This is a genomic window from Pseudocoprococcus catus (assembly GCF_019734885.1).
Lineage (GTDB): Bacteria > Bacillota > Clostridia > Lachnospirales > Lachnospiraceae > Coprococcus_A > Coprococcus_A catus.
Map to the genome: position 1 here is coordinate 36,665 of NZ_JAAXCM010000033.1, position 24,029 is coordinate 60,693.

21 protein-coding genes and 2 tRNA genes are annotated in these 24,029 nt (G+C 43.1%); 2 read left to right on the forward strand and 21 right to left on the reverse strand.

From position 1 onward, the window contains the following. Positions 1 to 4 precede the first annotated feature (4 nt). The 14 genes from HED67_RS09610 to HED67_RS09675 form a co-directional block, all read right to left on the reverse strand. Entirely contained in the window at positions 5 to 1,390 is a 1,386-nt protein-coding gene (locus HED67_RS09610) for an O-antigen polymerase (protein ID WP_215633174.1), read from the reverse strand. A 2-nt stretch (positions 1,391 to 1,392) separates the two neighbouring features. Beyond that, positions 1,393 to 2,448: a hypothetical protein gene (locus HED67_RS09615; protein ID WP_221718161.1), complete on the reverse strand. Its 1,056-nt coding sequence runs from the start codon at positions 2,446 to 2,448 to the stop codon at positions 1,393 to 1,395. After that, the gene (locus HED67_RS09620) at positions 2,445 to 3,563 is read right to left on the reverse strand and encodes a glycosyltransferase family 1 protein (RefSeq protein WP_221718162.1); all 1,119 of its coding nucleotides are present in this window, start codon (positions 3,561 to 3,563) and stop codon (positions 2,445 to 2,447) included. Before HED67_RS09620 ends, HED67_RS09615 begins: the two co-directional genes overlap by 4 nt. Before the next feature lie 12 nt (positions 3,564 to 3,575). Further along, entirely contained in the window at positions 3,576 to 4,586 is a 1,011-nt protein-coding gene (locus HED67_RS09625; RefSeq protein ID WP_215633177.1) for a glycosyltransferase family 2 protein, read from the reverse strand. A 6-nt stretch (positions 4,587 to 4,592) separates the two neighbouring features. Then, a complete protein-coding gene (locus HED67_RS09630; RefSeq protein WP_215633178.1) occupies positions 4,593 to 5,405 on the reverse strand; it encodes a DUF4422 domain-containing protein in 813 nt (270 codons plus the stop codon). 247 nt (positions 5,406 to 5,652) lie between these two features. Beyond that, positions 5,653 to 5,967 (reverse strand): hypothetical protein, encoded by a 315-nt coding sequence (locus tag HED67_RS09635; RefSeq protein WP_215633179.1) that lies wholly within the window; start codon positions 5,965 to 5,967, stop codon positions 5,653 to 5,655. 103 nt (positions 5,968 to 6,070) lie between these two features. Beyond that, positions 6,071 to 6,730, reverse strand: coding sequence for an HAD family hydrolase (locus HED67_RS09640; RefSeq protein WP_221718163.1), 660 nt, complete (start codon positions 6,728 to 6,730; stop codon positions 6,071 to 6,073). A gap of 14 nt (positions 6,731 to 6,744) precedes the next feature. Then, a complete protein-coding gene (locus HED67_RS09645; RefSeq protein WP_221718164.1) occupies positions 6,745 to 8,205 on the reverse strand; it encodes an aminoacyl-histidine dipeptidase in 1,461 nt (486 codons plus the stop codon). Positions 8,206 to 8,225: 20 nt separating this feature from the next. After that, positions 8,226 to 9,590, reverse strand: coding sequence for a PFL family protein (locus HED67_RS09650; RefSeq protein ID WP_178441832.1), 1,365 nt, complete (start codon positions 9,588 to 9,590; stop codon positions 8,226 to 8,228). Positions 9,591 to 9,608: 18 nt separating this feature from the next. Then, positions 9,609 to 9,881, reverse strand: a complete 273-nt coding sequence (locus HED67_RS09655; protein WP_221718165.1) for an ACT domain-containing protein — start codon at positions 9,879 to 9,881, stop codon at positions 9,609 to 9,611. A gap of 17 nt (positions 9,882 to 9,898) precedes the next feature. After that, on the reverse strand, positions 9,899 to 10,693 hold the full coding sequence (locus HED67_RS09660) for an MBL fold metallo-hydrolase (protein ID WP_221718166.1): 795 nt from the start codon (positions 10,691 to 10,693) through the stop codon (positions 9,899 to 9,901). A 224-nt stretch (positions 10,694 to 10,917) separates the two neighbouring features. Next, positions 10,918 to 11,505 (reverse strand): dephospho-CoA kinase, encoded by a 588-nt coding sequence (gene coaE / locus HED67_RS09665; RefSeq protein WP_221718167.1) that lies wholly within the window; start codon positions 11,503 to 11,505, stop codon positions 10,918 to 10,920. A gap of 14 nt (positions 11,506 to 11,519) precedes the next feature. Further along, positions 11,520 to 14,156: a DNA polymerase I gene (polA, locus tag HED67_RS09670; protein ID WP_221718168.1), complete on the reverse strand. Its 2,637-nt coding sequence runs from the start codon at positions 14,154 to 14,156 to the stop codon at positions 11,520 to 11,522. Further along, positions 14,149 to 14,733 (reverse strand): anti-sigma factor family protein, encoded by a 585-nt coding sequence (locus HED67_RS09675; RefSeq protein WP_221718169.1) that lies wholly within the window; start codon positions 14,731 to 14,733, stop codon positions 14,149 to 14,151. Before HED67_RS09675 ends, polA begins: the two co-directional genes overlap by 8 nt. Before the next feature lie 265 nt (positions 14,734 to 14,998). On the opposite strand from HED67_RS09675, the gene moaA reads away from it, so the two are divergent. Both moaA and HED67_RS09685 read left to right on the forward strand, forming a co-directional pair. Beyond that, positions 14,999 to 15,967, forward strand: a complete 969-nt coding sequence (gene moaA / locus HED67_RS09680; RefSeq protein ID WP_221718170.1) for a GTP 3',8-cyclase MoaA — start codon at positions 14,999 to 15,001, stop codon at positions 15,965 to 15,967. Positions 15,968 to 15,970: 3 nt separating this feature from the next. Next, positions 15,971 to 16,459: a MogA/MoaB family molybdenum cofactor biosynthesis protein gene (locus HED67_RS09685; RefSeq protein ID WP_221718171.1), complete on the forward strand. Its 489-nt coding sequence runs from the start codon at positions 15,971 to 15,973 to the stop codon at positions 16,457 to 16,459. Positions 16,460 to 16,643: 184 nt separating this feature from the next. Here the strand turns inward: HED67_RS09685 and HED67_RS09690 are convergent, their stop codons facing one another. The 7 genes from HED67_RS09690 to HED67_RS09720 all read right to left on the reverse strand — a co-directional run bounded on the left by HED67_RS09690 (position 16,644) and on the right by HED67_RS09720 (position 23,781). Continuing rightward, positions 16,644 to 17,657, reverse strand: coding sequence for an acyltransferase family protein (locus HED67_RS09690; protein WP_221718172.1), 1,014 nt, complete (start codon positions 17,655 to 17,657; stop codon positions 16,644 to 16,646). Positions 17,658 to 17,843: 186 nt separating this feature from the next. Next, positions 17,844 to 17,925 (reverse strand) — tRNA-Leu (locus HED67_RS09695). 57 nt (positions 17,926 to 17,982) lie between these two features. Beyond that, positions 17,983 to 18,054: transfer RNA gene (locus HED67_RS09700), tRNA-Glu, on the reverse strand. A 202-nt stretch (positions 18,055 to 18,256) separates the two neighbouring features. Next, on the reverse strand, positions 18,257 to 19,360 hold the full coding sequence (locus HED67_RS09705; RefSeq protein WP_221718173.1) for an XdhC family protein: 1,104 nt from the start codon (positions 19,358 to 19,360) through the stop codon (positions 18,257 to 18,259). Between the two features lie 23 nt (positions 19,361 to 19,383). Continuing rightward, positions 19,384 to 20,121, reverse strand: coding sequence for an alpha/beta fold hydrolase (locus tag HED67_RS09710; RefSeq protein ID WP_221718174.1), 738 nt, complete (start codon positions 20,119 to 20,121; stop codon positions 19,384 to 19,386). 88 nt (positions 20,122 to 20,209) lie between these two features. Next, a complete protein-coding gene (locus HED67_RS09715) occupies positions 20,210 to 21,469 on the reverse strand; it encodes a coiled-coil domain-containing protein (RefSeq protein WP_221718175.1) in 1,260 nt (419 codons plus the stop codon). A 323-nt stretch (positions 21,470 to 21,792) separates the two neighbouring features. Continuing rightward, on the reverse strand, positions 21,793 to 23,781 hold the full coding sequence (locus tag HED67_RS09720) for a CAP domain-containing protein (RefSeq protein ID WP_221718176.1): 1,989 nt from the start codon (positions 23,779 to 23,781) through the stop codon (positions 21,793 to 21,795). Positions 23,782 to 24,029: the final 248 nt, after the last annotated feature.

Consider the following 24,029-nt stretch of genomic DNA (forward strand, 5'->3'; position numbering starts at 1 on the left):
ATTGTTATTTCTTCTCTCTCATTTTGCCGCCAATCCATTGCATCATCTTCTCAGGTACACGGTACTCCACGATAAATTTATCCAGTACGAAAGCAACCGGCACCAGCTTGATAAAAGGTGCATCAAAAATTGTCTCATAAAAACGGTTTGAAAAAGCTGACATCACCAGATCATTGAACAGATAGGCATAAATAAACAATCTGAAATCAATAGGATGACGGCTGATGTTTGTACGCACTTTCACATACGTCACTGAATAATAAAGTGCCATCATTCCTGTCCAGCATACAACACCAAAATAGCCGAAATCAAAGATAATCTTATAGAACATCGTATATACATTGCCAATCTCTATGCCATTTCTGCTGAAGGAGAAGAAATTAATTTCTGCAATAGAGAAAAGATTCGTACCGCAGACTTTGGCAATATAAGCATAAAGGCCCCGAAGAATATGGGGAGCAAAAACCGGAACTTCCGACACGCCACGAAAAAGCGTAATATCATTGTTACGCAGAAATGTATCCAGATTGACAACCGGTGCCCCGACATAATTAAAAATATAACCAAAAATATTGAAACCATCTGTCCCCCGACCCATGGCAAAAAGCAGTGCCAGCATCAGAAGACACAGTGTCCCCGCTGATGCCGCCATGATACCAAGAAGTTTGCCATTCAGACGGTACTGTCTGCCCTGCCGCATATAGAAAATATACAAAAGACAAACCACAAAAGTAACAATTCGAAGAATTGGTGATCTGCTGCCATTCATGACGATTCTCACAACCATCAAAAAAACAGAACATACATGCAGCGGATTGATTTTTTTATTCACCGTAAAATTGTATACAGCAATATACAAAAGAAGATACTCCGCCGCACAGCACAACGGATTTGTGACACGATAAACAAAAGGAATCGGCACTGCCAACTGGGCATATGTATCTGTCCAGAACTTTGTCATTGTATCATACAGCTTAATCTTTGCCCCTAGCCCTGCATAACTCTCTCCTGAAATGGCACTGTAAGCATCTGACAAATTGCCAAGATACTTAATAAAAAATATAATTGATAAAATCTGTGCAATTATCAGAAGCATAACATAGATATTGTTAAACTCAATAAACTGCGGCATTCTCACTGCCGTTGTCTTACGATTTAGCTTTTCGGTAATCCATGACACAAGAGAAAATACAGCAAGTCCTGCTGTGATAACACCCACAGTAGCCGGTATCATTTCAATTGCATAGGCATTTTTCTCAACAACGCAGACCGCTGCATAGCAAAGGAATGCCGCACTGAAAATAACCGGTGGGGTCATCCAGTCCATTTTTGTCCATTTTAAATTAAAAACTACAAAAGCTAATGTTATCACACACAACAGATACAGCATTTTTATCTCCTCACAAGTTCAAGTGCTTTTTGAAGGGCCGTCCTGCCATAGCAGCCGTGAATCAGCTGTTCTCTGACAGAGCTGATATTTCTGACATATTCAAGATATTCCTCCTCTGTCAGTCTGGCCATCCTGTCAATCAGTTCCGGCAGAGATGCCGCCGTAAGTCCCAATCCGTTGCCCCTTACGAAATCAGCCTCTGCCGCCCCGTTCCAGATGACAACAGGCAGCCCCGATGACAGATACAGGGACAATTTATGGGGATTATTATATCTCAGGTACTGACCTGCATCCCCCAGACAACCTTCAATGCTGCTACCATCCCATACAAGGCCAAAGCCCCTGTCAAGCTTTGAAGGTACTTCATCTGAAGGCAGATTACCGCCATAGCAGATATTGTCATAAGCACCCATCTTCTCGTCATAGTTAGGGCCGTATAACCGCACCTTCAGCGGCGCAAGCCGTCCCAGCTGTCCGATATAACCGCATTTCACAGTCTCCAGATTACCCGCAACTATAATTTCCCTGGCAAAAACAGGCATTCGCCCTCCATCATCCTTCTGCAGGTAATCGAAAATTCCCAGCTTTATTATCCTGCTGCCGTCAACACCCTGTTTTATAAAATAATCAGCCATACGGTCATTATGAACGATCAGTACATCTGCCAGATCAAGCATTGTCAGAAATTCATGTTCATAATAGGCATTATACCGAAATCCGCGCAATTTCTCAACATCATGTACAAGACAAATATAACGCACATGCCGCTGCTCTTTGAGTTTTCTTAAAGCACCTTCCCGTGTCAGCTGCGGGTAATGAAACGGATGCTGCAAAAGAACAACAGAATCTTTTTCAATCGTCCTGCATGCCTGATGCCAATCCTTCAGATAACCTACCTGCCGCTGGAGTTTGGCTGCTTTTGACAGCGCAGTAGAACGCATACGGATACTGACAGGCTTGAAGCCTATATTCTCTGCAATCCACGCAATATCTGATGTTGCCTTTGTTCCTGCATGATTATCATTGCCTGCAATTTCTACGATCTGATATAATTTCACGCCTTTTCTCCTAAAATTCGCTGCTCAAATTCATCTTTTACATGTTCTATCTCATATCCGCTTTGAATAAAATGCTCCCAGATATCCTCCGGATTTTCTCTGACAAACCACTCCTTCATCTCACATACCGCCTCTGCCCATATTTCCGGCGGCTGTTGAAGGCTGAGCATCTTTATATTCTTATTCATTCTGACTTCATCCGGAATAACATCCTCAGATGCCAATACCGGCACGCCATTCGCCTGAGCTTCCATGGCAGCCACCGGAAGTCCTTCAAATACAGATGGAAATAAAAAGAGGTCAAAACTGCTGAGCCAATCTCGGATATTGGACTGGACACCGGCCATATACACATACTCCTGAAGCCCCTTCCGGAAAATCTGTTCCCGGAGTTCACTTTCATCCTCTCCCTGGCCGACAAGCACAAGACGCACAGAGCGATCCTTCCTGACCAGCGCTGCCATCACCTCAAGGGCAAAACGCTGATTTTTCTCAAAATGCAGTCTGCCTACATTGCCGATGACAAATTGATTCTGCCAGCCAAGCTGCCGCCGGATATTCTCTCTTCCATTCTCATCATAAGCCATGCATTGAACATCAATGGCATTATGCAGAATCACTGCCTGTGAACATATCTCAGAAGGATAAAACCACCCGGCAGCTTCTGCTGAGCAGGCCCAGAAATCCGTGGCAAATCTGCCGATTTGCTTTTTATTGTGCTGATGCAGCAAACCTCGCAGTCTGCCATCCATGTTGGCTGAACTGTGACTGTGGATAATACGCTTCGGAATCCCGTACTGTGCTGCCAGTTTCAGATAATCTATATTGGCCAGACTGCAGATATTCACCCAGATTACCGCATATTCCGCAGCATGTTCCCTGAAAAAACATTTCAGTTCAAGGCGATATCTCGGATAATTTTTACTGCGTGCCGGGAAATGGAATGTATGACCCCCAAGAGCCAGCAATTCCGCTTCATATGCTACTTTTTCATAGGAATTGCACAGGAAATCGAACTGTATCCTTGTCCGGTCTATATGTCTGTAATAGTTCATAATGACACTTTCTACACCCCCCGGGGTCTCTGTCATACCAAATACAAGCACTTTTATCATCTGTGTTCACCTTTATCTTTTTCTCTTCTGCCAGACTCTCAGTGTATACACAACGCCCAGCAGTCCATATAAATGTCCTTTCAGCAGCAGGCCTGTCACACGTGAAATCCATCCGCCTGATTTCAGAGATACCCTTCGAATCGCCTTTTTAAAAACCGGATGTCCGGCTGTATCTCTGATTCTTCGGACCTTCTCACCACAGAAAACATCATTTCCTGTGCAAAATACACCATTCACCATGGCAATATGAAAATGCGCCAGTATATACTGATCACAGGCACACTGTATCGCTTCGGATTCACCTGACATCCGCTCCGTCATCACCGTCATGGCACGGATATAAGCCTCAACCTTCTGTGCATCAAAAGCATGCATCACCGATACCGGATTGATATGATAATCATAAACGATGTCCGGATAAAATGCAGCAGACCGGCAAAAAGCTGTATACTGGAAAGTAAAATCACTGTCCTCTGCCATGCTAAGCTCCGGCTCAAACAACACACCGGCCGCCACTACCTGCTGTCTTCGAAAAAGTTTCGCCCAGACCTGCATATACCGTGTGGGTGCTTCCAGCATCCGTATTCTGACCGCTTCAATTTCACTGCCGGTATAGAATTCTGATTCGCTGCAGACCGGCCGCCGTTTTTCTCCACTCTGATGTCCGAAAAGACACACATCCGCTTCACTGGTCTGCATCACCTCAATGAGCCGCTTCCCAGAACCGGGATGAAGCTCATCATCTGCATCCACAAACATCAACCACTTCCCGGAAGCATGCATCATGCCCTCATTCCTGGCATTGGAAACACCCTGTACCGAATGATACAGCCGTATATATGGCATGTGCCCTGCCAGTGCTTCAATCACTTGCCGTGTCCCGTCTTCAGGCCCGTTTTCCACGACAATAACTTCATATAAAATGTCGCTGCCCAATTCACGGCAGATGCTGGATATCGTCTTTTTAATTGTCTTTTTTGAGTGATAGGCCGGTATGACTACCGAAATCAGCATGGCATCCATTGAGTATCAAAATCCCCTTTCATACTTCTTCTTGAAAATCTTGGCACACAAAAAAGCGCCGCCTTTTTTGAACCAGTTGATTTTCTCTAAATGCAGACATGGTAACTCTTTGATTTCACTCTTCTTCATTCGCCCGCCATCTATTTCATGCTGCAGCCAGACATTAAAAATGATCTCGCTGATTCTGCCATACAGGCGTTTCTGAAAATCCGACAGATTTTCTGATGACGGCATCCGTTTCTCAAGTTCAAATAAAACATCAAACACCCAGGTGCAATAAGCTTCCATATCCTCCCGCCGCATGATAAACATATTGAACATATGTCCCCATGTACGTTTCATCACACAATCATAACTCTTCAGATAATCCGGATACTTCTCCGCTATAATCTCTCTTGTACAGTCCAACTGACAGGCATAATGTGTATGTGCATAATGCGAATATAAGGTTTCTATATAATAATGCCGCTTCTCCGGTACAAAAACTCTGTATTGGTGCAGCATAGGTTCCAACTCAGAATATGTGAGAACATGATTCACCCAGTCATCCCTTCGGCCCTTCTTCAGGCAGAAATATCTCCGATAATGAACCAATCCGATATAATCTTCTTTCAGATTCTTCCACGCCCAATATAATCCTGTCAGTTCACAAAATCCAGGATTCTTCTCTGAAATATGCTCTTCACCGGTGTCATCTCTTCTATATCCCAGATCTGTCTTTCCTTTCGCTCCTACATGAAGCGGAAGATACATAGAATCTGTTGGCATCTGATAGGCTTTATGCGTCGCAACAACAATTCTGACAGATTTGTTTGTCATAATACATTCTCCTTGTCTGGTTTATGCATTAGTTAATCATATCACATTTTAAAGAAAAATAAAACAAAAAACAGCCATAATCTCTATGACTGTTTTTTGTTTAAAGGGAGAAAAAATATATAATCAAAATAATGATTGATATCGCTTACTAATAGTTTGTATACTAATTATATATCTCGCTACATATTTTGTCAACTATCTATATTCAATAAATTTAGCGTGCTAATTATAGCTAATTTGTACAATTTTATTGTTCCTGTATCCAGTTCATCACCGGATAGACACCTTCTTCCACAACCGCTTTTCGAAGTGCCTCTACAGTCAGTTGTTTTTCCATCTCCGACATTGCCGCATGATACACCCTGCTGTTATCCAGCAACTGCATCTGTTTTAAGAACATGGTTACTGATAAGATCAGCACTACGATGATCATCCTGCCTGAGAAAGTACTCCTTCTCTCATTAGGAAAAGGCATATCCTTCCCGGCCTTTTTCCTTCCCATCTGTTTCAGCCGACGACTGTTGTTCCTCTGCTCTGCTTCCATTTCATAATAATCATCCATACAAAAAGCTCCGCCTTTTTGCTTATTATACTCAGGCGGAGCTTTATTTATGAGCAGCTGCTGCTTAAATCCATATTTATTTAAAACATAAACACTGTTCTGATCAACATTTTCCGAGCCGGATCAGAAAATCTGCATCAATGGTTCTGAAATCATCAATCACTGCATTGGCCTTTGACAAATCCTGCTCGCCGGATGTAGGGTTCTGATAACCAAGACAAGCCATGCCGGCTCTTACCGCAGCCAGTACACCATTGGCAGAATCTTCAATGACAACACATGTTTCCGGTGTTTCCTGCAATTTCTCACATGTTTCAAGGAAAACATCCGGTGCCGGCTTGCCGTTTTTTACATCTTCACCTGAAAAGATCAGATCAAAATACGAAAGGATTCCCAGCTTCTCCAAAACCGCATAGATAAAAGGGTAGGAAGAAGAAGACGCCACCGCCGTTTTTAACCCGTCAGCTTTGATACTCTCCAACAATGCAACAGAACCTTCTGTTGGTACAGCATCACTTTTTCTGACAAGACGAATCATTGTTGCTTCACGTTCTCTGATCATATCAGCCACATCTGCATCCAGATGATAACGCTCTTTAAACAATTCGAACCGCAGCTGATTGGTTGTCCCTGCATAGTCTGTCATCTCTTCTACCGGCACCTCAACACTATGGGCAGCCAGCGTCTGCTGGTCTCCCAGATAATGCATCGGCTGGCTGTCAATGAGCACACCATCCATATCGAATATAATCGCATGTATCATTGCCGTCCATACCTCTAATTACAGTAATTTTTAAATTCTTTAAGAACCGTAAGAACAAGCTCATAGGTTCTTTCAACGGAAGCAATTCCAAGGCGTTCTCTTGATGTATGGATATCATACATCTCAGGTCCCATGCTGACCATATCAAGCCACGGCATCTTCTCAGAGAGCAGACCGCATTCCAGTCCGGCATGGATCATCTCGATAGATGCTTCATTGCCTGTCTGTTCCTCATAAATCTTCTTGCACAGCGCACAGATTTTTGAATTCGGATTAAATGGCCATTCCGGATAATCCCCCCGGAAAGTCATCTCCCCACCCAAAAATTCTGTCATATATCTGAGTTTATCCATCATCAATGTTTTCAGGGATTTTACTGAACTCCTGATGGCCCATGTCATGACAATGCCTTCCTCTGTTGTCTTCAAAATACCAAGATTCAATGAACTTTCAACAAGTCCCGGAAGATCCGCACTCATGGTCTGGATGCCGTTTGGCACCTGCATCAGCATGAAAATTACCTTCTCAGTCAATGCCATAGAGAAGACTTCATAGCCTCCTTCCGCACGTACATCCGCATCGATGGCGATCACCGGATCACACACATGGAACTCACTGCGTACTTTCTCCTGAAAAGCAGCTGCCAGAGACTGGATCTCATCGATGTCTTCATCGGATACCACAATCTCAGCCTTACTATCTACAGGAATCGCATTGTCCTTGTCTCCGCCATCCACGGAAATAATACAAAACGGCAGTGCTTCATGCAGTTCAAACAACAGTCTGCCAAGTAAAATATTGGCATTGGCACGCCCCTTGTCAATCTCTGAACCTGAATGGCCGCCCACAAGACCGTGTACACGCAGTGTCATTGCCGTTCCCTCAGCAGACGCACAGCTCATCGGCAAAACAGCTGTGGCTTTCACGCCGCCTGCACAGCCAGCCAGAAAATGGCCTTCGTCCTCCGAATCAAGATTCAGAAGATACTTTGCCTTCAGATCCGTTGTATCCAGTGCAATGGCACCTTCCATTCCAACTTCCTCTTCTGTTGTAAACACAACTTCCAGTTCCGGATGTGCAATTGCATTGTCCTCAAGAATAGCCAGTCCCATGGCAACCGCAATGCCGTCATCACCGCCAAGGGTTGTTCCCTCTGCATGAACATATCCGTCTTCAACAACCAGATTCAGGCCGTCCTTTTCAAAATCAAAATCCACACCTGCATCTTTGACGCAAACCATATCCAGATGTCCCTGGATCATCAGAACCGGCGCCTCACCATAACCTTCAGAAGCAGGTTTTCTGATAACCACATTGTATTCCTCATCCTGACGGACCTCAAGATTCAAAGACTGTGCCACAGAAACACAGTAATCACTGATAGCTTTCACATTGTAAGAGCCATGTGGAATCTTGCAGATCTCCTCAAAATAATAAAAAACACGTTCAGGTTTTAAACCTTCTAAAACTCCCATTTCTATCTCCCAAAATAAAATTAATTTTTAAAACTGTGAATTGGCGCAGGTATTCTGCCGCCTCGATTGATGAAATCCGAACAATCAAATTCATTGACTTTCATGATCGGCGCATAACCAAGTAATCCGCCAAACTCAGCTGTATCGCCGACTTTCATGCCATGTACAGGAATGAGACGGACAGCTGTTGTCTTCTGATTGATCATACCGATGGCCATCTCGTCGGCGATCATACCGGAAATGGTCGTCGCCTTTGTATCACCCGGAATAGCAATCATATCCAGGCCAACAGAACATACACATGTCATGGCTTCCAGTTTCTCCATTGTCAATGCACCTTCCAGTACAGAATCGATCATTCCCTGATCTTCTGATACAGGAATAAATGCACCTGAAAGACCGCCCACATAAGAAGAAGCCATGATACCACCCTTCTTTACCTGATCGTTTAACAGAGCCAGTGCTGCTGTTGTTCCCGGTGCACCTACACGTTCAAGCCCCATTTCCTGAAGGATCTCAGCAACACTGTCGCCCACGGCCGGTGTCGGAGCAAGAGAAAGGTCAATAATACCGAATGGTACATTCAGGCGTCTGGATGCTTCCTGAGCAACCAGCTGACCGACACGTGTTACCTTGAAAGCTGTCTTCTTGATGGTCTCACAAAGAACGCCGAAGTCCTGCCCTCTCACTTCTTCAATGGCACGTTTAACAACCCCGGGTCCGCTGACACCTACATTGATGACAACATCCCCTTCTGTAACGCCATGAAAAGCACCTGCCATAAATGGATTATCATCCGGGGCATTGCAGAAAATAACAAGCTTCGCACATCCAAGGGAATCATCGTCCTTTGTCAGCTCTGCTGTTTTCTTGACAGTCTCACCAAGCATCTTCACCGCATCCATATCAATGCCTGTCTTTGTTGATCCCACATTCACAGAACTGCAGACAAGCTCTGTCTCAGCCAGAGCCTGAGGAATGGATTCGATCAGCAGTTTGTCTGCCGGCGTCATGCCTTTGGATACAAGTGCTGAATAACCGCCGAGGAAATTGATGCCCACCGTATGGGCAGCCTTGTCCAGTGACTTCGCGATCTTCACATAATCTTCCGGTGTTTTGCAGCAGCTGCCGCCTACCAACGCAATAGGTGTAACAGAAATTCGCTTATTGACAATCGGAATGCCGTAATCCAATTCGATTTGTTCTCCGACCTTTACAAGATTTTCTGCCTTCTCAGTAATCTTGCGATATATTTTGTCACAAACAACATCCACATCATTATCACAGCAGTCAAGGAGACTGATACCCATTGTAATCGTACGGACATCCAGATTGGATTCCTCAATCATCTTGTTCGTTTCCTGAACTTCAAATACATTGATCATTTATCTTACCCGCCTTTATTAAATTCTATGCATGATATCAAAAATCTCTTCGTGCTGCATCTTGATTTGTACACCGAGGTCTTCCCCGATTTTCTCCAGATCTTTGACAAGGGAAGCAAATTCTTTATCCGCACCATTGACATCTACGATCATCATCATATGGAAATAACCCTGGATAATAGACTGATCAATATCAAGAATATTGATTTTGTGTTCTGCAAGATATGTACATACGGCTGCAATAATACCTACTCTGTCCTTACCAATAACTGTAATGATTGTCCTGTTCATGATTCAATACCTCCGTTTTATAATGTGATAATGGCCATTGCCTCATCTCTTGGGGCAACGCTGACCGGCAGCGTTTCTTTTGTTACTGAAAAATCTCTTTCCAGCTCATTCTGAACGGCTTTAAGCGCAAGCTCAGGGAAATTATTCTCTTTGCTCAAATGGCCCAGGATCACTTTCTGCAATCTCTCATTCAAAAGTCTGCCGATCAGCTGACCGGACATCTCATTGCAAAGATGACCATAATTGCCTGCAATTCTGCGCTTTAACTGATAGGGATACGGCCCTGCCTGGAGCATATGCAGATCATAGTTGGCTTCCACATAGAGCAGATCGCAGTCCTGAAGTTCATTGACAATGGAATCATCAAAGTACCCAAGATCTGTCACTGTCCCGATTCTTGAGTCTGCCGATTCAATCTGATAGCTGACAGGATCCCTTGCATCATGGGGAATAGAAAAAGGATGGATGTCTAGATTGTTAATCTTAAAACTCTCTCCAGGACGAATCACATGAAAAAGTGACTCGTCTAATTTACCAAGAGACTTTGTTCTCCATATTTCTTCCAGCGTTCCTCTTGTTCCGTAAATCGGCACATGGTATTTTCTTGACCAGACACCAATTCCCTGAATATGATCCAGATGCTCATGGGTCACAAGAAGTGCATCAATATCCGAACCCTCTGTGCCGAAACTCTTCAGTCCCAGCTCAATTCGTTTCTTACTGATACCCGCATCGATCAAAATATGTGTATCATCATTTGCTGCATACAGACAGTTGCCGCTGCTGCCGCTGGCAATTGTTGAAAATTGCATGCATCTCATCCTCTCATCGTATAATAAAACAGAACTTCGGATAAAAATCTCTGAAAACAGAGCCGAATTCCGTGCCCGGATGTCCAGCGTCCGGGACTTTTACATTAGATTATAATCCATCGACATTTTAAACGCAACATTTATTTTGTATTAGCACACTAATTCATCAAAGTATACAAAAGGCTGCCTTCAGGCAACTTTTGTATACAACAAATTTCAGATATCTAAACCAATTTCTTCTTTAACTGTTCACGAACCGCATCCAGCGTTGTATTATTCTCGATCACAAATGCGCATTTATCGAAAAAGACTTCATCCGGCTGCTGATTTCGCATCACTGCATCCACTTTTTCATCGGAGTAATTGCGGTTTTCTTTCATACGCTGTCTTCGGATCTCCGGTTTTGTATAAACATACCAAAATTCATCGCAGATATTCTCATAGCCGCATTCAAGAAGAAGTGCTGCCTCCACCGCCGCAAAACGGTAATTGCCGGAGGCTTCTGCTTCAGCGATCTGCCTTTTAATCTCTTCTTTGACATAAGGATGGGTCATGCTGTTTAATTTCTCCAGGGCTTCCTCATTGTTAAAGACATGATCCGCCAATTTCCTTCTGTCAATCTCTCCGTCTTCCATCAGAATATCCCTGCCGAAATAATCAACGATCAGACGATAGCTGACATGCCCTTTCTGCGTCAATTCTCTGGCAACCTCATCTGCCATGATCACATAGCCCCGGAAATCATCCTGCAGCATCCGGATCACTTCGGATTTGCCTGTTCCGGCACCGCCGGTAATACCATATACCTTCATCTGTCTCTTCCCCTTTATTTTAATTCATACCAGTTATGACCCGTATGCATATCCACTTCAAGTGGAACTGCAAGCCGGGCTGCATGTTCCATTTCCTCTTTCAGGATATGCTTCACTTCATCCACCTCATCCAGTGTGGCTTCAATGAGCAGCTCATCGTGGATCTGAAGGATCAACTGTGATTTCATCTGCTGTCTCTTCAGCCGCCTGTCCACTCTGACCATAGCAATTTTGATAATATCCGCAGCAGTTCCCTGGATCGGAGAATTCATGGCGATACGCTCACCAAATGAGCGCTGCATAAAATTGCTGGAAAGAAGTTCCGGAACCGGACGGCGTCTGCCAAACATTGTCACTGCATAGCCTTTCTCCCTGGCATCCGCCACCGAACGTTCAAGAAAAGCCTTAATTCCCGGATAAGTCTCAAAATACTGCTGGATATAATTTTCAGCTTCTTTCCTGGTTATACTCAAATCCTGGCTCAGTCCAAAAGAGCTGATGCCGTAGACAATGCCGAAATTAACCGCCTTGGCGTTGCTTCTCTGAGCCGGCGTAACTTCATCAAAGGGTGTGTGGAATACCTGAGAAGCCGTCATCCGATGGATATCCTGCGCTTCTTTGTATGCCTGTATCAGGTGTTCATCCCCTGCCATATGTGCCAGAACACGCAATTCAATCTGGGAATAATCGGCATTCACAAAAATACAGCCTTCCTTCGGCACAAAGACTTTTCGGATCAGACGCCCAAGTTCCATTCTCACAGGAATATTCTGCAGGTTCGGTTCGGTGCTGCTGATACGTCCGGTTGCCGTAATGGTCTGATTAAACTTGCCGTGTATCCGGTGATCATCCGGTCTGATATACCCCGCCAATCCGTCCGCATAGGTGGATTTCAGCTTTGTCAGCTGACGATACTCCAGAATCTGACCAATGATCGGATCATACGAACGCAGTTTTTCAAGGATATCTGCGGATGTAGAGTAGCCGGTCTTTGTCTTCTTGGCAAAAGGCAATCCCAATTTTTCAAAAAGGATCACACCCAGCTGTTTCGGCGAGTTAATATTAAAGTTTTCTCCTGCCAGCTCATAAATATTCTTCTCAAGCTCTGCAATTCTTTCTGTCAGCTGGCTGCCGTATTCTTCCAGGGCATCTTTCTCCACACAGATACCGGCTTTCTCCATATCATACAGAGCAAAAACCAGGGGCATCTCAATTGTCTCGAAAAGTTTTGTCATCTCTGTTTCTTTCAGACGCTGTGACAATGTCTCATAAGCCATCACCGGGATCATTGACGCATATGCCGCATAATGGCCGAAATTCTCAGCATCCTTCTCATACGCTTCCGCCAGAGACTGCTTCTTCAGCCAATCTGCTCTGGATGGCACTGTCATTCCAAGAAAATCCTGCGCAATGCCGTCATACGTATAACTGTCCTTCAACGGATTCAACAGATACGCTGCGATCGCCGCGTCAAAAACCGGATCTTCTTCCATCAGATCCAGACTGTAAAGCTGAGGTTTTACATCGATCATGCAACAGCTTTCTGACCTGCGGACAGCCGATACTGTCATATCCCTAAGCACTTCCCTGGTCATCACCCCTGAAGCAGGAATAAATACCGGTTTCCTGTCTTCTTTGCAGGCAGCCAGGCCCTCCAGTTCACCCTCTGAAATATAACAAACACCCAGTTTCGTTGTCTCACTGATTCCTTCCAGCCATTGTACGGCCTCAGCAAAATCCGAAAGGACTTCTGCTGTCTGATAGGAAACAGCCGCCGCCTCTGCCACACCGTCAAAACGCTTGAGGATATTCTTCAATTCCAGACGTTTCATAATACTGTAAGAATCTTCATTCATCATCTGGCCGATTGCCGCATCTTCCAATTTAAAATCAAGCACACAATCCGTCTTAATTGTTGCCAGTACTTTGCTGAACTGTGCCTGTTCATAATATGCTGCCAGGTTCTCTGAGGCTTTCTTCGGCTTCAGCTCAGACACATGCTCATGGGCCGTCTCAATGCTGTGCCATGTACTGATGATCTTGGAAGCTGTCTTCTCTCCAATACCCGGAACCCCCGGAATATTGTCAGATGTATCGCCCATCAATGCCTTCATATCAATAAATTCCGTCGGTGTCACCTGATACTTTTCAAAAACATCCGCCGCATAATAATCTTCAATCTCTGTTCCTGCCATCTTTGTCTTCGGAATACGGATCTTGACCTTATCTGTAGCCAGCTGCAGAAGATCCCTGTCACCGGAAATGATCGAAACATCATAGCCTGCCGCTTCATATCGCTTACCAAGCGTGCCAAGAATATCATCCGCCTCGTATCCTGCATGTTCCAGCGTCGGAATCTGCATAGCATGGAGTACCTCCTTGATCAGGGGCACCTGTTCGCGCAGCTCTTCCGGCATCGGTTTACGCGTACCTTTATATGCCTCAAACATCTCATGCCGAAAAGTCGGTGCATGGACATCAAATGCCACTGCAAGATACTCCGCTTTCTCTTCATCAAGAATCTTAAACATAATATTTAGGAAACCATATACCGCATTGGTATGCAATCCCTCCGCATTGGATAAAAGTGGAATTCCGTAATAAGCTCTGTTCAAAATGCTGTGGCCGTCTATCAATATTACTTTACTCATTTAAAAACCAATCCTTTTCTATCTTGTTTTCCTCCGGCAAAGCCCGTTGATCAACTTCTAATCCTGCCGGCAGGATTACCGGATGCTGCCATTCAAAATTCAGTCTGCATTGATATGGTGACGGCAATACATCTTCATCACGAATCTTCCCGGTGGCTTCATCTTTACCGAACCAGAACGTATACAATGACAGTGCCGCCTCATTCCGAAAATCATCAATAGACTGAATTTTGTTCTCACTGGAAATAAACACATGTACCGAAAAAACGATTATAATGATCAGGGTAGCTGCCACTGCACGACGCAAAACCCTACGATTATGTTCTGCACGTCTGCGCATATATAAACCATGCTGCTCGGATTCAATAAAATCGCTCAGATTCTTTTTAAAATCCAATGTCTCGGAATGTTCTTCATCCAGCTGCAGCAGACCGGTTGTAATCATATAATAGACTTCCAGCTCATCATAACAGTCACGACAGGATGCAATATGCTCCAAAAAAGCCTCTAGCTGTTCATCTGTCAATCTCTTCTCTATAAAGCCCTGAATCATTCGCTGTACGTCATGACATTTCACTTTGCATCCTCCTTTTAAAAAGCACTTCTTTTGATACATGCATTCTCACGTATTCTTCAAAAGAAGTGCTTCTCTCATCTCTCACTTGCATTTATTATAAATCATTTTTCACTGTTTGTCACCTGTGATTTTCTTGACGTTTCTCCGGTTTCGATATATAGTTATATTACGCAGTCGGGAAATACCGACATCGATAAGTATTGCGCTATTTTGCGCAGAAATTCCCGGCAGACAACCGTCTGCTGTGGATTTTTGGGAGGATTTTATGTTAGATGGATTTTGCAGAACAATTGATTATATCCGGATCTCGGTGACAGACAGATGTAATCTCCGATGCCGTTATTGTATGCCTCCCGAGGGTATTACCTGTCTTCCGATGCATGAAATTCTTTCATACGAAGAAACCATTCATCTCTGTCGGATTTTTGCAGAGCTCGGCGTCCGCAAGGTAAAAATTACCGGTGGAGAACCTTTCGTCCGCAGAAATGTCTGTCATCTGATCCGGGCTATCAAAGATATCCCGGGGGTTGACAGTGTAACAATTACCACCAATGGTATTCTGGCACTGCAGCATCTGAAAGAATTGAAAGCCATCGGTATTGACGGTATCAATTTCAGTCTGGACACTCTGGATCCCGAGATTTTCCGACAGATCACCGGCACCGATGCCTTGTCAGATGTTCTGAAAGCCATTGATGCAGCCGCTGCCATAGGCATTCCCAACATCAAAATCAACTGTGTTCCCGTGCAGGGATCAAACACCGAAGACATTCCTGGGATTGCCGCTTTTGCCAAAAATTATCCCTTCCATGTCCGGTTTATCGAATTGATGCCCATCGGTCTCGGAAAGGATTATCAGTCGGTTCCCGAATCCGATATCCGCCGGATCCTTGAAACTGCTTACGGATCTTTACTGCCTGCAGAAGGCACTTTCGGCAATGGCCCGGCCCATTACAGCCATATTGACGGTTTCAGGGGACATATCGGTTTCATCAGTGCCATGAGCCACATGTTCTGTGAGCAATGCAACCGAATCCGGCTGACGGCTGATGGCCAGTTAAAGACCTGCCTTTTTTACGAAAAAGGTGTTAATCTGAAGCCATTACTCAGAAGCCATCATTCCGATGAAGAAATCATGCATCAGATTTCTCTGGCACTCCACGATAAGCCAAAGCACCATGACCTTGACAGCTTGTCGCCGGAACATCGCGGAATGTCACAGATAGGAGGATAAATTATGTACAAAGTTGCTATTATTACCGCCAGCGACAAAGGATATGCCGGCGAACGCGAAGATAAAAGTGGTTCAGTTATTGAAGAAATCGTAACCGCCCACGAACTGGAAGTGACAGGCAAAGTCATTCTCCCTGATGACCGCCAGATGCTGTCCGATCAGATGTTAAATTATTGTCACCAGGGGATCGATCTTATTCTCACCACAGGCGGTACCGGATTTTCCAAAAGAGATGTCACCCCGGAAGCCACCGCAGATATCGTCGAACGCAGAGCTGATAATCTGACATTTGCCATGATCGCCAACAGCCTGCAGTACACACCTAAGGCCATGCTCTCCCGGGGTATCGCCGGCATCCGCGAAAATACGCTGATCGTCAATTTGCCCGGAAGCCCGAAAGCCGTACGGGAAAACCTGGAATATGCCATAGATGCCATTATCCATGGTGTCAAAATATTAAAAGGTGATGACGCAGAATGTGCCAGAAAATAAATTAAATTTGCTGTCATATCTGCAAAGCAATCCTCTGCAGATAAATAAAAAAATGCAACTGTTCAGAGCCAAGCAAAATTTTAAAAACAGTCTTAAAAATGCAAGCATTTTATACCTGTTTTTTGAAATTTTGCTTGGCTCTGAACAGTTACAAAAAAATATTTAATTTATACAAACCAAACGCCTAATTTCCCTTAAAAACAGTTTTTTCTATACAGACAAATATTTTATGCAGAATAACGGCTGAAATAAAAGATAATATAAATAGAGTCAGCATAAAAGCAAATTCATCAGCAATATAGATGTAATTATTACGGAGCAAAATAAAAAACAATCCATGAACAAGATATACTTCATACGAAATTGAGCCTAACCATTCCATTATTTTACTTTGCAATTTAACCTTCATTCCAACCAAAACAATCATTGTTAAATACATCAGACATTTGAACTCATCCCATCCATATCCAAACTGCAATCCCATCGTCAAAATATAATAGAAAATAATAAGTCCTGCGAGCACTGCAAATATTCCTTTTTCTAAATTATTATCAATTTTGTTTTTGAAAAAGGCCCACAATATCCCATAACAAAAAGCAAAAGCCGCAGGAAACCAATGTCCTTCATAGTTCAGCTTCAGACATACAACGATATAAAAGATCGCTACTGCAGCATTCAATATTATTACAGCTTCTGACTTCTTAAGAATCAATGCAATCATCGACGATATATAAAACATCATATAAAAATATATAATTGCAGTTACATACCAGCCATTTGAGATAACAGATGATCCTCTAAAAAAATCATCTTTCATCGCACTTAAAGAATAGCCGTACATTTTCCATTTTATCAAAAAATAGATGACGCTCATCACTACTGCCGGCATAAGCACAACAAAAAGTCTTCTTTTTGGAAAAGACTTAACATACGCTCTGCCTTTATGTTCAAATTGGTACATAAGACCGTATCCTGAAATAAATAAAAATCCGCCAACCGCTATAAACCCGGCATTTGAAAAAAAGTTATATATATCTCCGACACCGGCAAAAATATTCAAATGATGGAACAGCACCAATAAAATAAATATCCCTTTTAAATTCTCTGTCTGCTGCACCGAAAGATAATCTTTATTATAGGATGTAATTTTTATGTTATAAAATGTAGCAAAACAAGTTAATATCAAAATAATATTCATTTTTGCATGAACCCCTCATATATTTTATCAAATTCAAAATTTGTCTGGAATTTCATTGTAATCTTGTTCACATGATTACCTCCTTTTGATGGCAAGAATCATGCGTATTACATTACCTTATATCAATATTCAATAAATCCATATAACGAAAAAAACGCTGTAAAACAGCGTTTCTATAAATTCTAGTACCGGTGGTCGGACTCGAACCGACATGGATTGCTCCGCATGATTTTGAGTCATGTGCGTCTGCCAATTCCGCCACACCGGCATATATGATGCCTAAGCAGACTTGCTTTCATCCATTTGGATTTTGGCATTAAAAAAATAGCCCGTAGGGGAATCGAACCCCTGTTTCCGCCGTGAGAGGGCGGCGTCTTAACCGCTTGACCAACGAGCCATTTGCTACTCTGCTATCATACACTACTTTTCAGGAAAATGCAAGCCTTTTTTTAAATTTTTTTGAAAAAATATATTTTTCTAACTTTCAACACTTTTTGCAGCCTGTAAATACGACTGTTACTCCTTCAATCAATCGTAATCTACAAAAGATGAAAGAAATTAACCTGTCGTTAAAAGTTTTCTCCCATCTATTAGAAAAATCAGTTCAGTGGCTGGATCCATATATCCATGATACCGCCGCAGACCAGTCCGTTTTCTGCCGCTTCTCTTCCTGTCATATCCACATGTTCAAGGGCACTTACTCCTTCCCGCATACAATAACGCGCTTTCGTAATTGCTTCCGCCTCTGCGCAGCCGCCGCCGATGGTGCCGATGATTCGTCCGTCTTCCAGCACAACCATTTTCGTACCTGCCTCCCTCGGTCCGCAACCTTTCTTGACGATAATGGTTGCCAATGCCCTTTTGATATCTTCTGCAGGATGCGCCAGCATCTTCTGCATATCTGAAGAATAACAATAATCCTCTGTACAGCTTCTTCTGCACTGGATCATCTCTGCGATAATAGACACCGCAATCTCCTCCGGAGTAGCGGCTCCGATCTTCAGACCTATGGGCATATGAACACTATCAAGCAGCATCTGATCGTACCCTTCTTCCAGAAGACCTACTTTCAGATTTTTCACTCTGACTCTGCTGCCCATCATGCCGATATAGCTGTGACGTTTTCCAAGGATGGCATGCATGCAATCCACATCATACTGATGTCCCCTTGTCACGATCACAAAATACGGCTCATTTCTGTCATCAATGGCTTCCAGTGCCTGAGAAAAAGGTTCACAGATAACTTCATCTGCCCCTGCCTCTCTGGCCTTGTTGCAGAAAGCCGGGCGATCATCAATAACTGTCACATGAAAGCCCACCATTCTCGCCATACGCAGCAGAGCAATCGAAACATGTCCTGCACCGCAGATAATCACCTGTTGTCCGCCGCCGACTTTTTCTGCAAATACTTTACCAAAATCAAACTCAAGCACTGACGGCAGCCGCCTGTCTGTCCATTCGCTCTGTTCCATCACAGATGTTATGATTGCAGCTGCTTTTTTCTTTGTCTCTGTCTTTTCATCTGTCATATATACGCAGACAGGCATCTCACCTTCCCACAAAATCTTCATACCGCTTAATTCGCCTTCAATGACCGTCATTTCATAGCAGCCTTTACTAGCTGAAATACTCTTTTCAAGCCATTGATAATATACTTGTGCGGATGTCGTATTTTCCATTTGATTTAAATCTTTTTTATTCATTATATTCTCCACTGTATACATTTTTATGCGGTCAAAAACGCCTGGATCAGGCCGGCATATGCATCCGGCTGCTGATTGGCATAAACAAGATGATTATAGCCTTTGACGATATGGACCTCTGCATTCGGGTAGTATCTCCTGATCAGATGTGCATTCACCTGCCTATTTGTCTCCCGGCTGCCATACAGACAGTATAGCGGCTGTTCAACTCCCGGACCGATCCTATAATTTACCAATACCTCTATCATTGCCTTCATAGAATTCTCTGAAAGTCCGGACATGCATCGCTGCATTTCTTCCGGCCAATTTCCAATAAAATTCTTCTCAAGATTGGCGATCATCTTCTCCCTGTCAGAAGCTTTTCTGATATAGCCGCTGAAAATATGACGCATGGCCATTCTTTCAAAAAAAGCAGCACCTGATGTATAGAAATTCACTGCACCATCAAGAAATATCTTTCGGATCGTCAGTTCTTCACACTTTGCAAGCTCCATGGCAAAAATCGTCCCCAGCGACATTCCCATTACCAGCTCGAATGAAATAAAATTCTTCTCCCTCAGCCATCTTGCAATCCTTGTACATTCCTGTTCCAATCCCGGAAATTCTGCCCCGGAGCTATCATATCCATCCAATGTCACGCAGACAAAATGATACTGCTGCATCCTAGATGCAATACTCTGCAGACAGGCACCGGACATAAATAATCCTGGAATGTACAGGATATGAGGATGCCTGCTGTCTCCAAATTCACAGATATTCATAAAACACCCCTCTTTCAATAACCAATACAGTCTATACCCCAAAAAACATATAACAGATGGATAATCTTCCATCTGTTATATATATTAACTACCAGTTAGTAGCAATGTCAAGCTGTGTTGGATTGGATGCTGCAAAACCACCGGTATCACATACCAGACAAGTTCCTAGAGAGCTCTCCACTGTGGTTCCTCTAGGGAATCGATCCAGATTAGCTGCACACATAATATATGGCCCAAGCATCTTACATCCATCTTCCCTCACCCAATAAGGATAATCTTCAGATGAAAATCCCATATTGCGCATAATGCTGACAACACCGCTCATGTCAAGATTATAGTAAGTTTCTTTACCTGTCGGTCCATACACGACACCATGACTTGGTGAAAGAACTGTTCCATCCCACGATGATGATGAATTTGACGAATTATCTTTAGGTGCTTCCGTCTCAGGTGCTTCCGTTTCAGGTGCTTCTGTCTCAGGCGCTTTTGTCTCTGTCTCTGCTTCTGTCTCTTTCTTCGCTGAACTGCTGCCGGAAGACTCCTTCTTTGTCGTTGTGCTCTGGCTAGCCTTCTTCACTGCAGCTTCTTTTGCTGCTCTTTCTTCCGCAGTCTTCTTCTCATCCGCTAAAATAGCAGACATTTTGTTATTCTGAGCATCAATCTGTGACTGGATATCTGAAATATCAGAATAAGCAGCCTGCATACTTTCATCCAGAGAACTCAGTTCACTCTGTCTCTCATCAAGAATCACATTCAGCTCGTCCATCTGCTGCTGATAAGTATCCTTGTTCTTTTCCAGATTGGCCTGTTTCTCTCCCAATTCCTGTTCGTAATCAAGAATTTTCTGTGTTGTCTCCTCAAGATTTGTATACAAATCATAATCATACATGTTGATACGAGACTTATACTCCTGCGAATTCAGTACACTTTTTAGATCTGCATCCTGAAGAAGGACTCTAAAAAATGAAGCATCCTCATCAGATTCATAAATCGCCTTGATACGTGCTTTCAACGCATCATACTGTGTCTTTTGATCCGCTTCAGCTTTCTTGAGATTCTTCTTGGCAACGGTAATCTCTTCATTCGTCTGCTCAATCTCATCAGAAACTGTATTCAGATCACTCAATGTCGATTTAATCTTTGTATCCAATTCTGCTATGTAAGATTCCAGGCTTGTCTTATTGGCTTTCATACTGGAAAGTTCAGATTCAAGATCCGACGCCTGACTCTCAAGTGTATTAATCTGATTCGTAACATCTGCTTTCGTATCCGCCAACACCGGCATGGTCATGGCAACGCATAAGGCTCCCGCCATCACACATTTCATCAACCTTTTGCTATGTTTCATCAACATAGACCTCCTTTTTAACTTTCAAATCTCGAACAGAGGTTCTCCATTTCGCAACAGAAAACAATCTATCCGCTGTATAACATTTCTTATTATACCACCTCCTGTCAATTATTACAATATTGAGTATCAAATATTACATAATTGTTTCATAAAACGCAATTTTCTGATGCCGCAATACCTTCCCGGATTATTTTCCGCCTTTATAGGTTACAGATTTTCCTGAATGATAGGAACATCATTTTTCTTATGTCGCATTTAAAACAAGAAGAAGGCCCTCTGAAATTAACTTTCAAAGGACCTCGCCATAAACTTATGCTATTTTATTTACTTGTTTTATAGGTGATAGATTTTCCAGAATGATAAGAACTTGCATCGTTTTTCTTATAGGCACGCACCGTGTATGTATACTTTTTGTTCTTCTTCACGCTGGTATCCGTCCAGGTAACGGCTTTATTCGCTTTTACCGTGGCCACTCTCTGCCACTTGCCATCGCTGTCTTTCTTATAAATCCGGTATCCATCAATACTCTTATTCGCTTTCGTTTTCACAGCAACACCTTTAGATGTGTTCGACAATGTGAAGTCCGGCTGAGCCAGACGGTAAAGCGCTTTATCCGTCTCAAATGCACTTCTTGACTTGCTGCGGTAGGCAACAACTGTATAATAATACTGTTTGCCAGCCTTTGAATCTGTGTCCGTCCACTTTGTTGTCTTACGATCAGCAGTTTTTACTTTCTTCCAGCTGTCTGATTTCTTCTCCTTACGGTAAATATAATAACCGGAGGCATTCTTCGACTTTGACCAGCTGACATTCACACCTTTTGAACCATTCGCCAGCTTAACCGTTGGTTTTGATACAAAATAAGCCTGAACGACATTTTTGTCTGTGTAATCACTTTTTCCGGAAGTATTATAAGATCTGACGGTATAGCGATACAAAGTACTGCTGTCAACATTTTTGTCTTTCCACTTTAATGTATTTTCATTTGTAACATCCTTGATACGCTTCCAGCTTTCCCATTTACCATTCTGATAAATACTCCGGTAAACATAAAAACCATCTGGCTTACCTGAGGATTTCCAGGTAACATTAAGACCGTCTGATGCACACTTGACACTCACATCACTGATACTGAGTTTTGTTGTATTTTCACTGACTGTCACTGTATAAGACGCCTTTAAACCACAGTCTGTTTTGGCTGTAATGGATGCCTTGCCGGTTCCGACAGCTGTCACATTTCCCTTGTGGTCAACTTTCAAAATTTTTTCATTGTTTGAAGACCATTCTACAGCGCCGCCTGTGACATCCGAAAGATACTGCAGGCCACAGCCATTATCAGATATCCCAAACACAGCCTTTCCCTTGTAACCTACTTTAACTTTGGTGCTTAATCCGCTGATGGATGCAGATACATCGTCTTTCTGAACTTCTATAATCTGCGTACAGTCTTTGATTGCAGGCGCAGTCTCTTCATCCAAATCGTCCTCGTATGCAAATTCACCGGAAGTCGCATTCGGATAAACGCCATCATCATTCAAAAATGTTGCAATGCCGACATAAAGATGATCCGGATCAATCATCTGGGTATAATGACCTGTCACCGTATTGTCATTTTGATCTAACCAATCCTGTTTTTCTCCATACCATTGTTCAATACCCGTCAACATAGAATCCGAACTATTCCATGCCAACACTTCACCATAACTGTCAATGCCATTTGGCGAAACCAGATCAAAGCAAATCTCACCATTTGGCCTTGTATGGTCAATTAAAATAGAGGCTTCAGCAGCACGGATTCTTGCAATATATTCCAAATCCGAAGACCATTTGATTGGCACATAATCCGATGATGTCAATTTGCGGCTGCTGTCTCTTGGATCCGGATAACCTTTATCGCAAGCTTCCTTTCGATATTGATTAATCAGGTTAAGCGCATTCTTGGCATCCGCAAGATAAGACCCCTGAACACCTACAAGGAGACAGCCCTCGGAAGCAACTGTCTTATCCGTTGGTATCACATTATCTGGATAATTCCAGTTAATATTGCCACCTTTCTTCGCCTGCTCTACCTGAACACCATATTCATCCGATGCATCCTGCTCCGTCTGGACATCACCTCCATACTCATCCTGGATTGGCTGTTCAGTATCGTTTTCTGTCCCATAAGACTCAATTCCATAGGTTTGTGACTCATAAGATTCTGTCTCACCCGCTTCCGCCCCATTCAAAGCTTCCGCATAGACAGGCATTGCCCCGTAAGGAACAACCATAGCGCAGGCTAATAATAATGCAGTCCATTTTTTCTTCATGTTCTTCCCTCATTTCTCTTAGAAAAATCATCAGATTCGATAGCATTATTATAGCATGGTTTATCGACAAAATATGACATAATTTGTAATTGTATTCATAAAATATATACTTTCTGCTGTATACCATTTCAGTTTTTCGCATTTTAAGCAAAGAAAAACCCCTGTAAATACGCAATGTCATTAACTTTAGCAAAAAGCAGAAATCGTAATTATTATAAATTATGATTCCTGCTTTTTTACTTTTGATA

Excerpts from the sequence above, each read along its gene's own strand:
- HED67_RS09610 (WP_215633174.1), bottom strand. The coding sequence starts at position 1,390 with ATGCTGTATCTGTTGTGTGTGATAACATTAGCTTTTGTAGTTTTTAAT.
- HED67_RS09620 (WP_221718162.1), bottom strand. The coding sequence starts at position 3,563 with ATGATAAAAGTGCTTGTATTTGGTATGACAGAGACCCCGGGGGGTGTA.
- HED67_RS09625 (WP_215633177.1), bottom strand. The coding sequence starts at position 4,586 with ATGGATGCCATGCTGATTTCGGTAGTCATACCGGCCTATCACTCAAAA.
- HED67_RS09630 (WP_215633178.1), bottom strand. The coding sequence starts at position 5,405 with ATGACAAACAAATCTGTCAGAATTGTTGTTGCGACGCATAAAGCCTAT.
- HED67_RS09635 (WP_215633179.1), bottom strand. The coding sequence starts at position 5,967 with ATGGATGATTATTATGAAATGGAAGCAGAGCAGAGGAACAACAGTCGT.
- HED67_RS09640 (WP_221718163.1), bottom strand. The coding sequence starts at position 6,730 with ATGATACATGCGATTATATTCGATATGGATGGTGTGCTCATTGACAGC.
- HED67_RS09645 (WP_221718164.1), bottom strand. The coding sequence starts at position 8,205 with ATGGGAGTTTTAGAAGGTTTAAAACCTGAACGTGTTTTTTATTATTTT.
- HED67_RS09650 (WP_178441832.1), bottom strand. The coding sequence starts at position 9,590 with ATGATCAATGTATTTGAAGTTCAGGAAACGAACAAGATGATTGAGGAA.
- HED67_RS09655 (WP_221718165.1), bottom strand. The coding sequence starts at position 9,881 with ATGAACAGGACAATCATTACAGTTATTGGTAAGGACAGAGTAGGTATT.
- HED67_RS09660 (WP_221718166.1), bottom strand. The coding sequence starts at position 10,693 with ATGCAATTTTCAACAATTGCCAGCGGCAGCAGCGGCAACTGTCTGTAT.
- coaE (WP_221718167.1), bottom strand. The coding sequence starts at position 11,505 with ATGAAGGTATATGGTATTACCGGCGGTGCCGGAACAGGCAAATCCGAA.
- polA (WP_221718168.1), bottom strand. The coding sequence starts at position 14,156 with ATGAGTAAAGTAATATTGATAGACGGCCACAGCATTTTGAACAGAGCT.
- moaA (WP_221718170.1), top strand. The coding sequence starts at position 14,999 with ATGTTAGATGGATTTTGCAGAACAATTGATTATATCCGGATCTCGGTG.
- HED67_RS09685 (WP_221718171.1), top strand. The coding sequence starts at position 15,971 with ATGTACAAAGTTGCTATTATTACCGCCAGCGACAAAGGATATGCCGGC.
- HED67_RS09690 (WP_221718172.1), bottom strand. The coding sequence starts at position 17,657 with ATGAATATTATTTTGATATTAACTTGTTTTGCTACATTTTATAACATA.
- HED67_RS09705 (WP_221718173.1), bottom strand. The coding sequence starts at position 19,360 with ATGAATAAAAAAGATTTAAATCAAATGGAAAATACGACATCCGCACAA.
- HED67_RS09710 (WP_221718174.1), bottom strand. The coding sequence starts at position 20,121 with ATGAATATCTGTGAATTTGGAGACAGCAGGCATCCTCATATCCTGTAC.
- HED67_RS09715 (WP_221718175.1), bottom strand. The coding sequence starts at position 21,469 with ATGAAACATAGCAAAAGGTTGATGAAATGTGTGATGGCGGGAGCCTTA.
- HED67_RS09720 (WP_221718176.1), bottom strand. The coding sequence starts at position 23,781 with ATGAAGAAAAAATGGACTGCATTATTATTAGCCTGCGCTATGGTTGTT.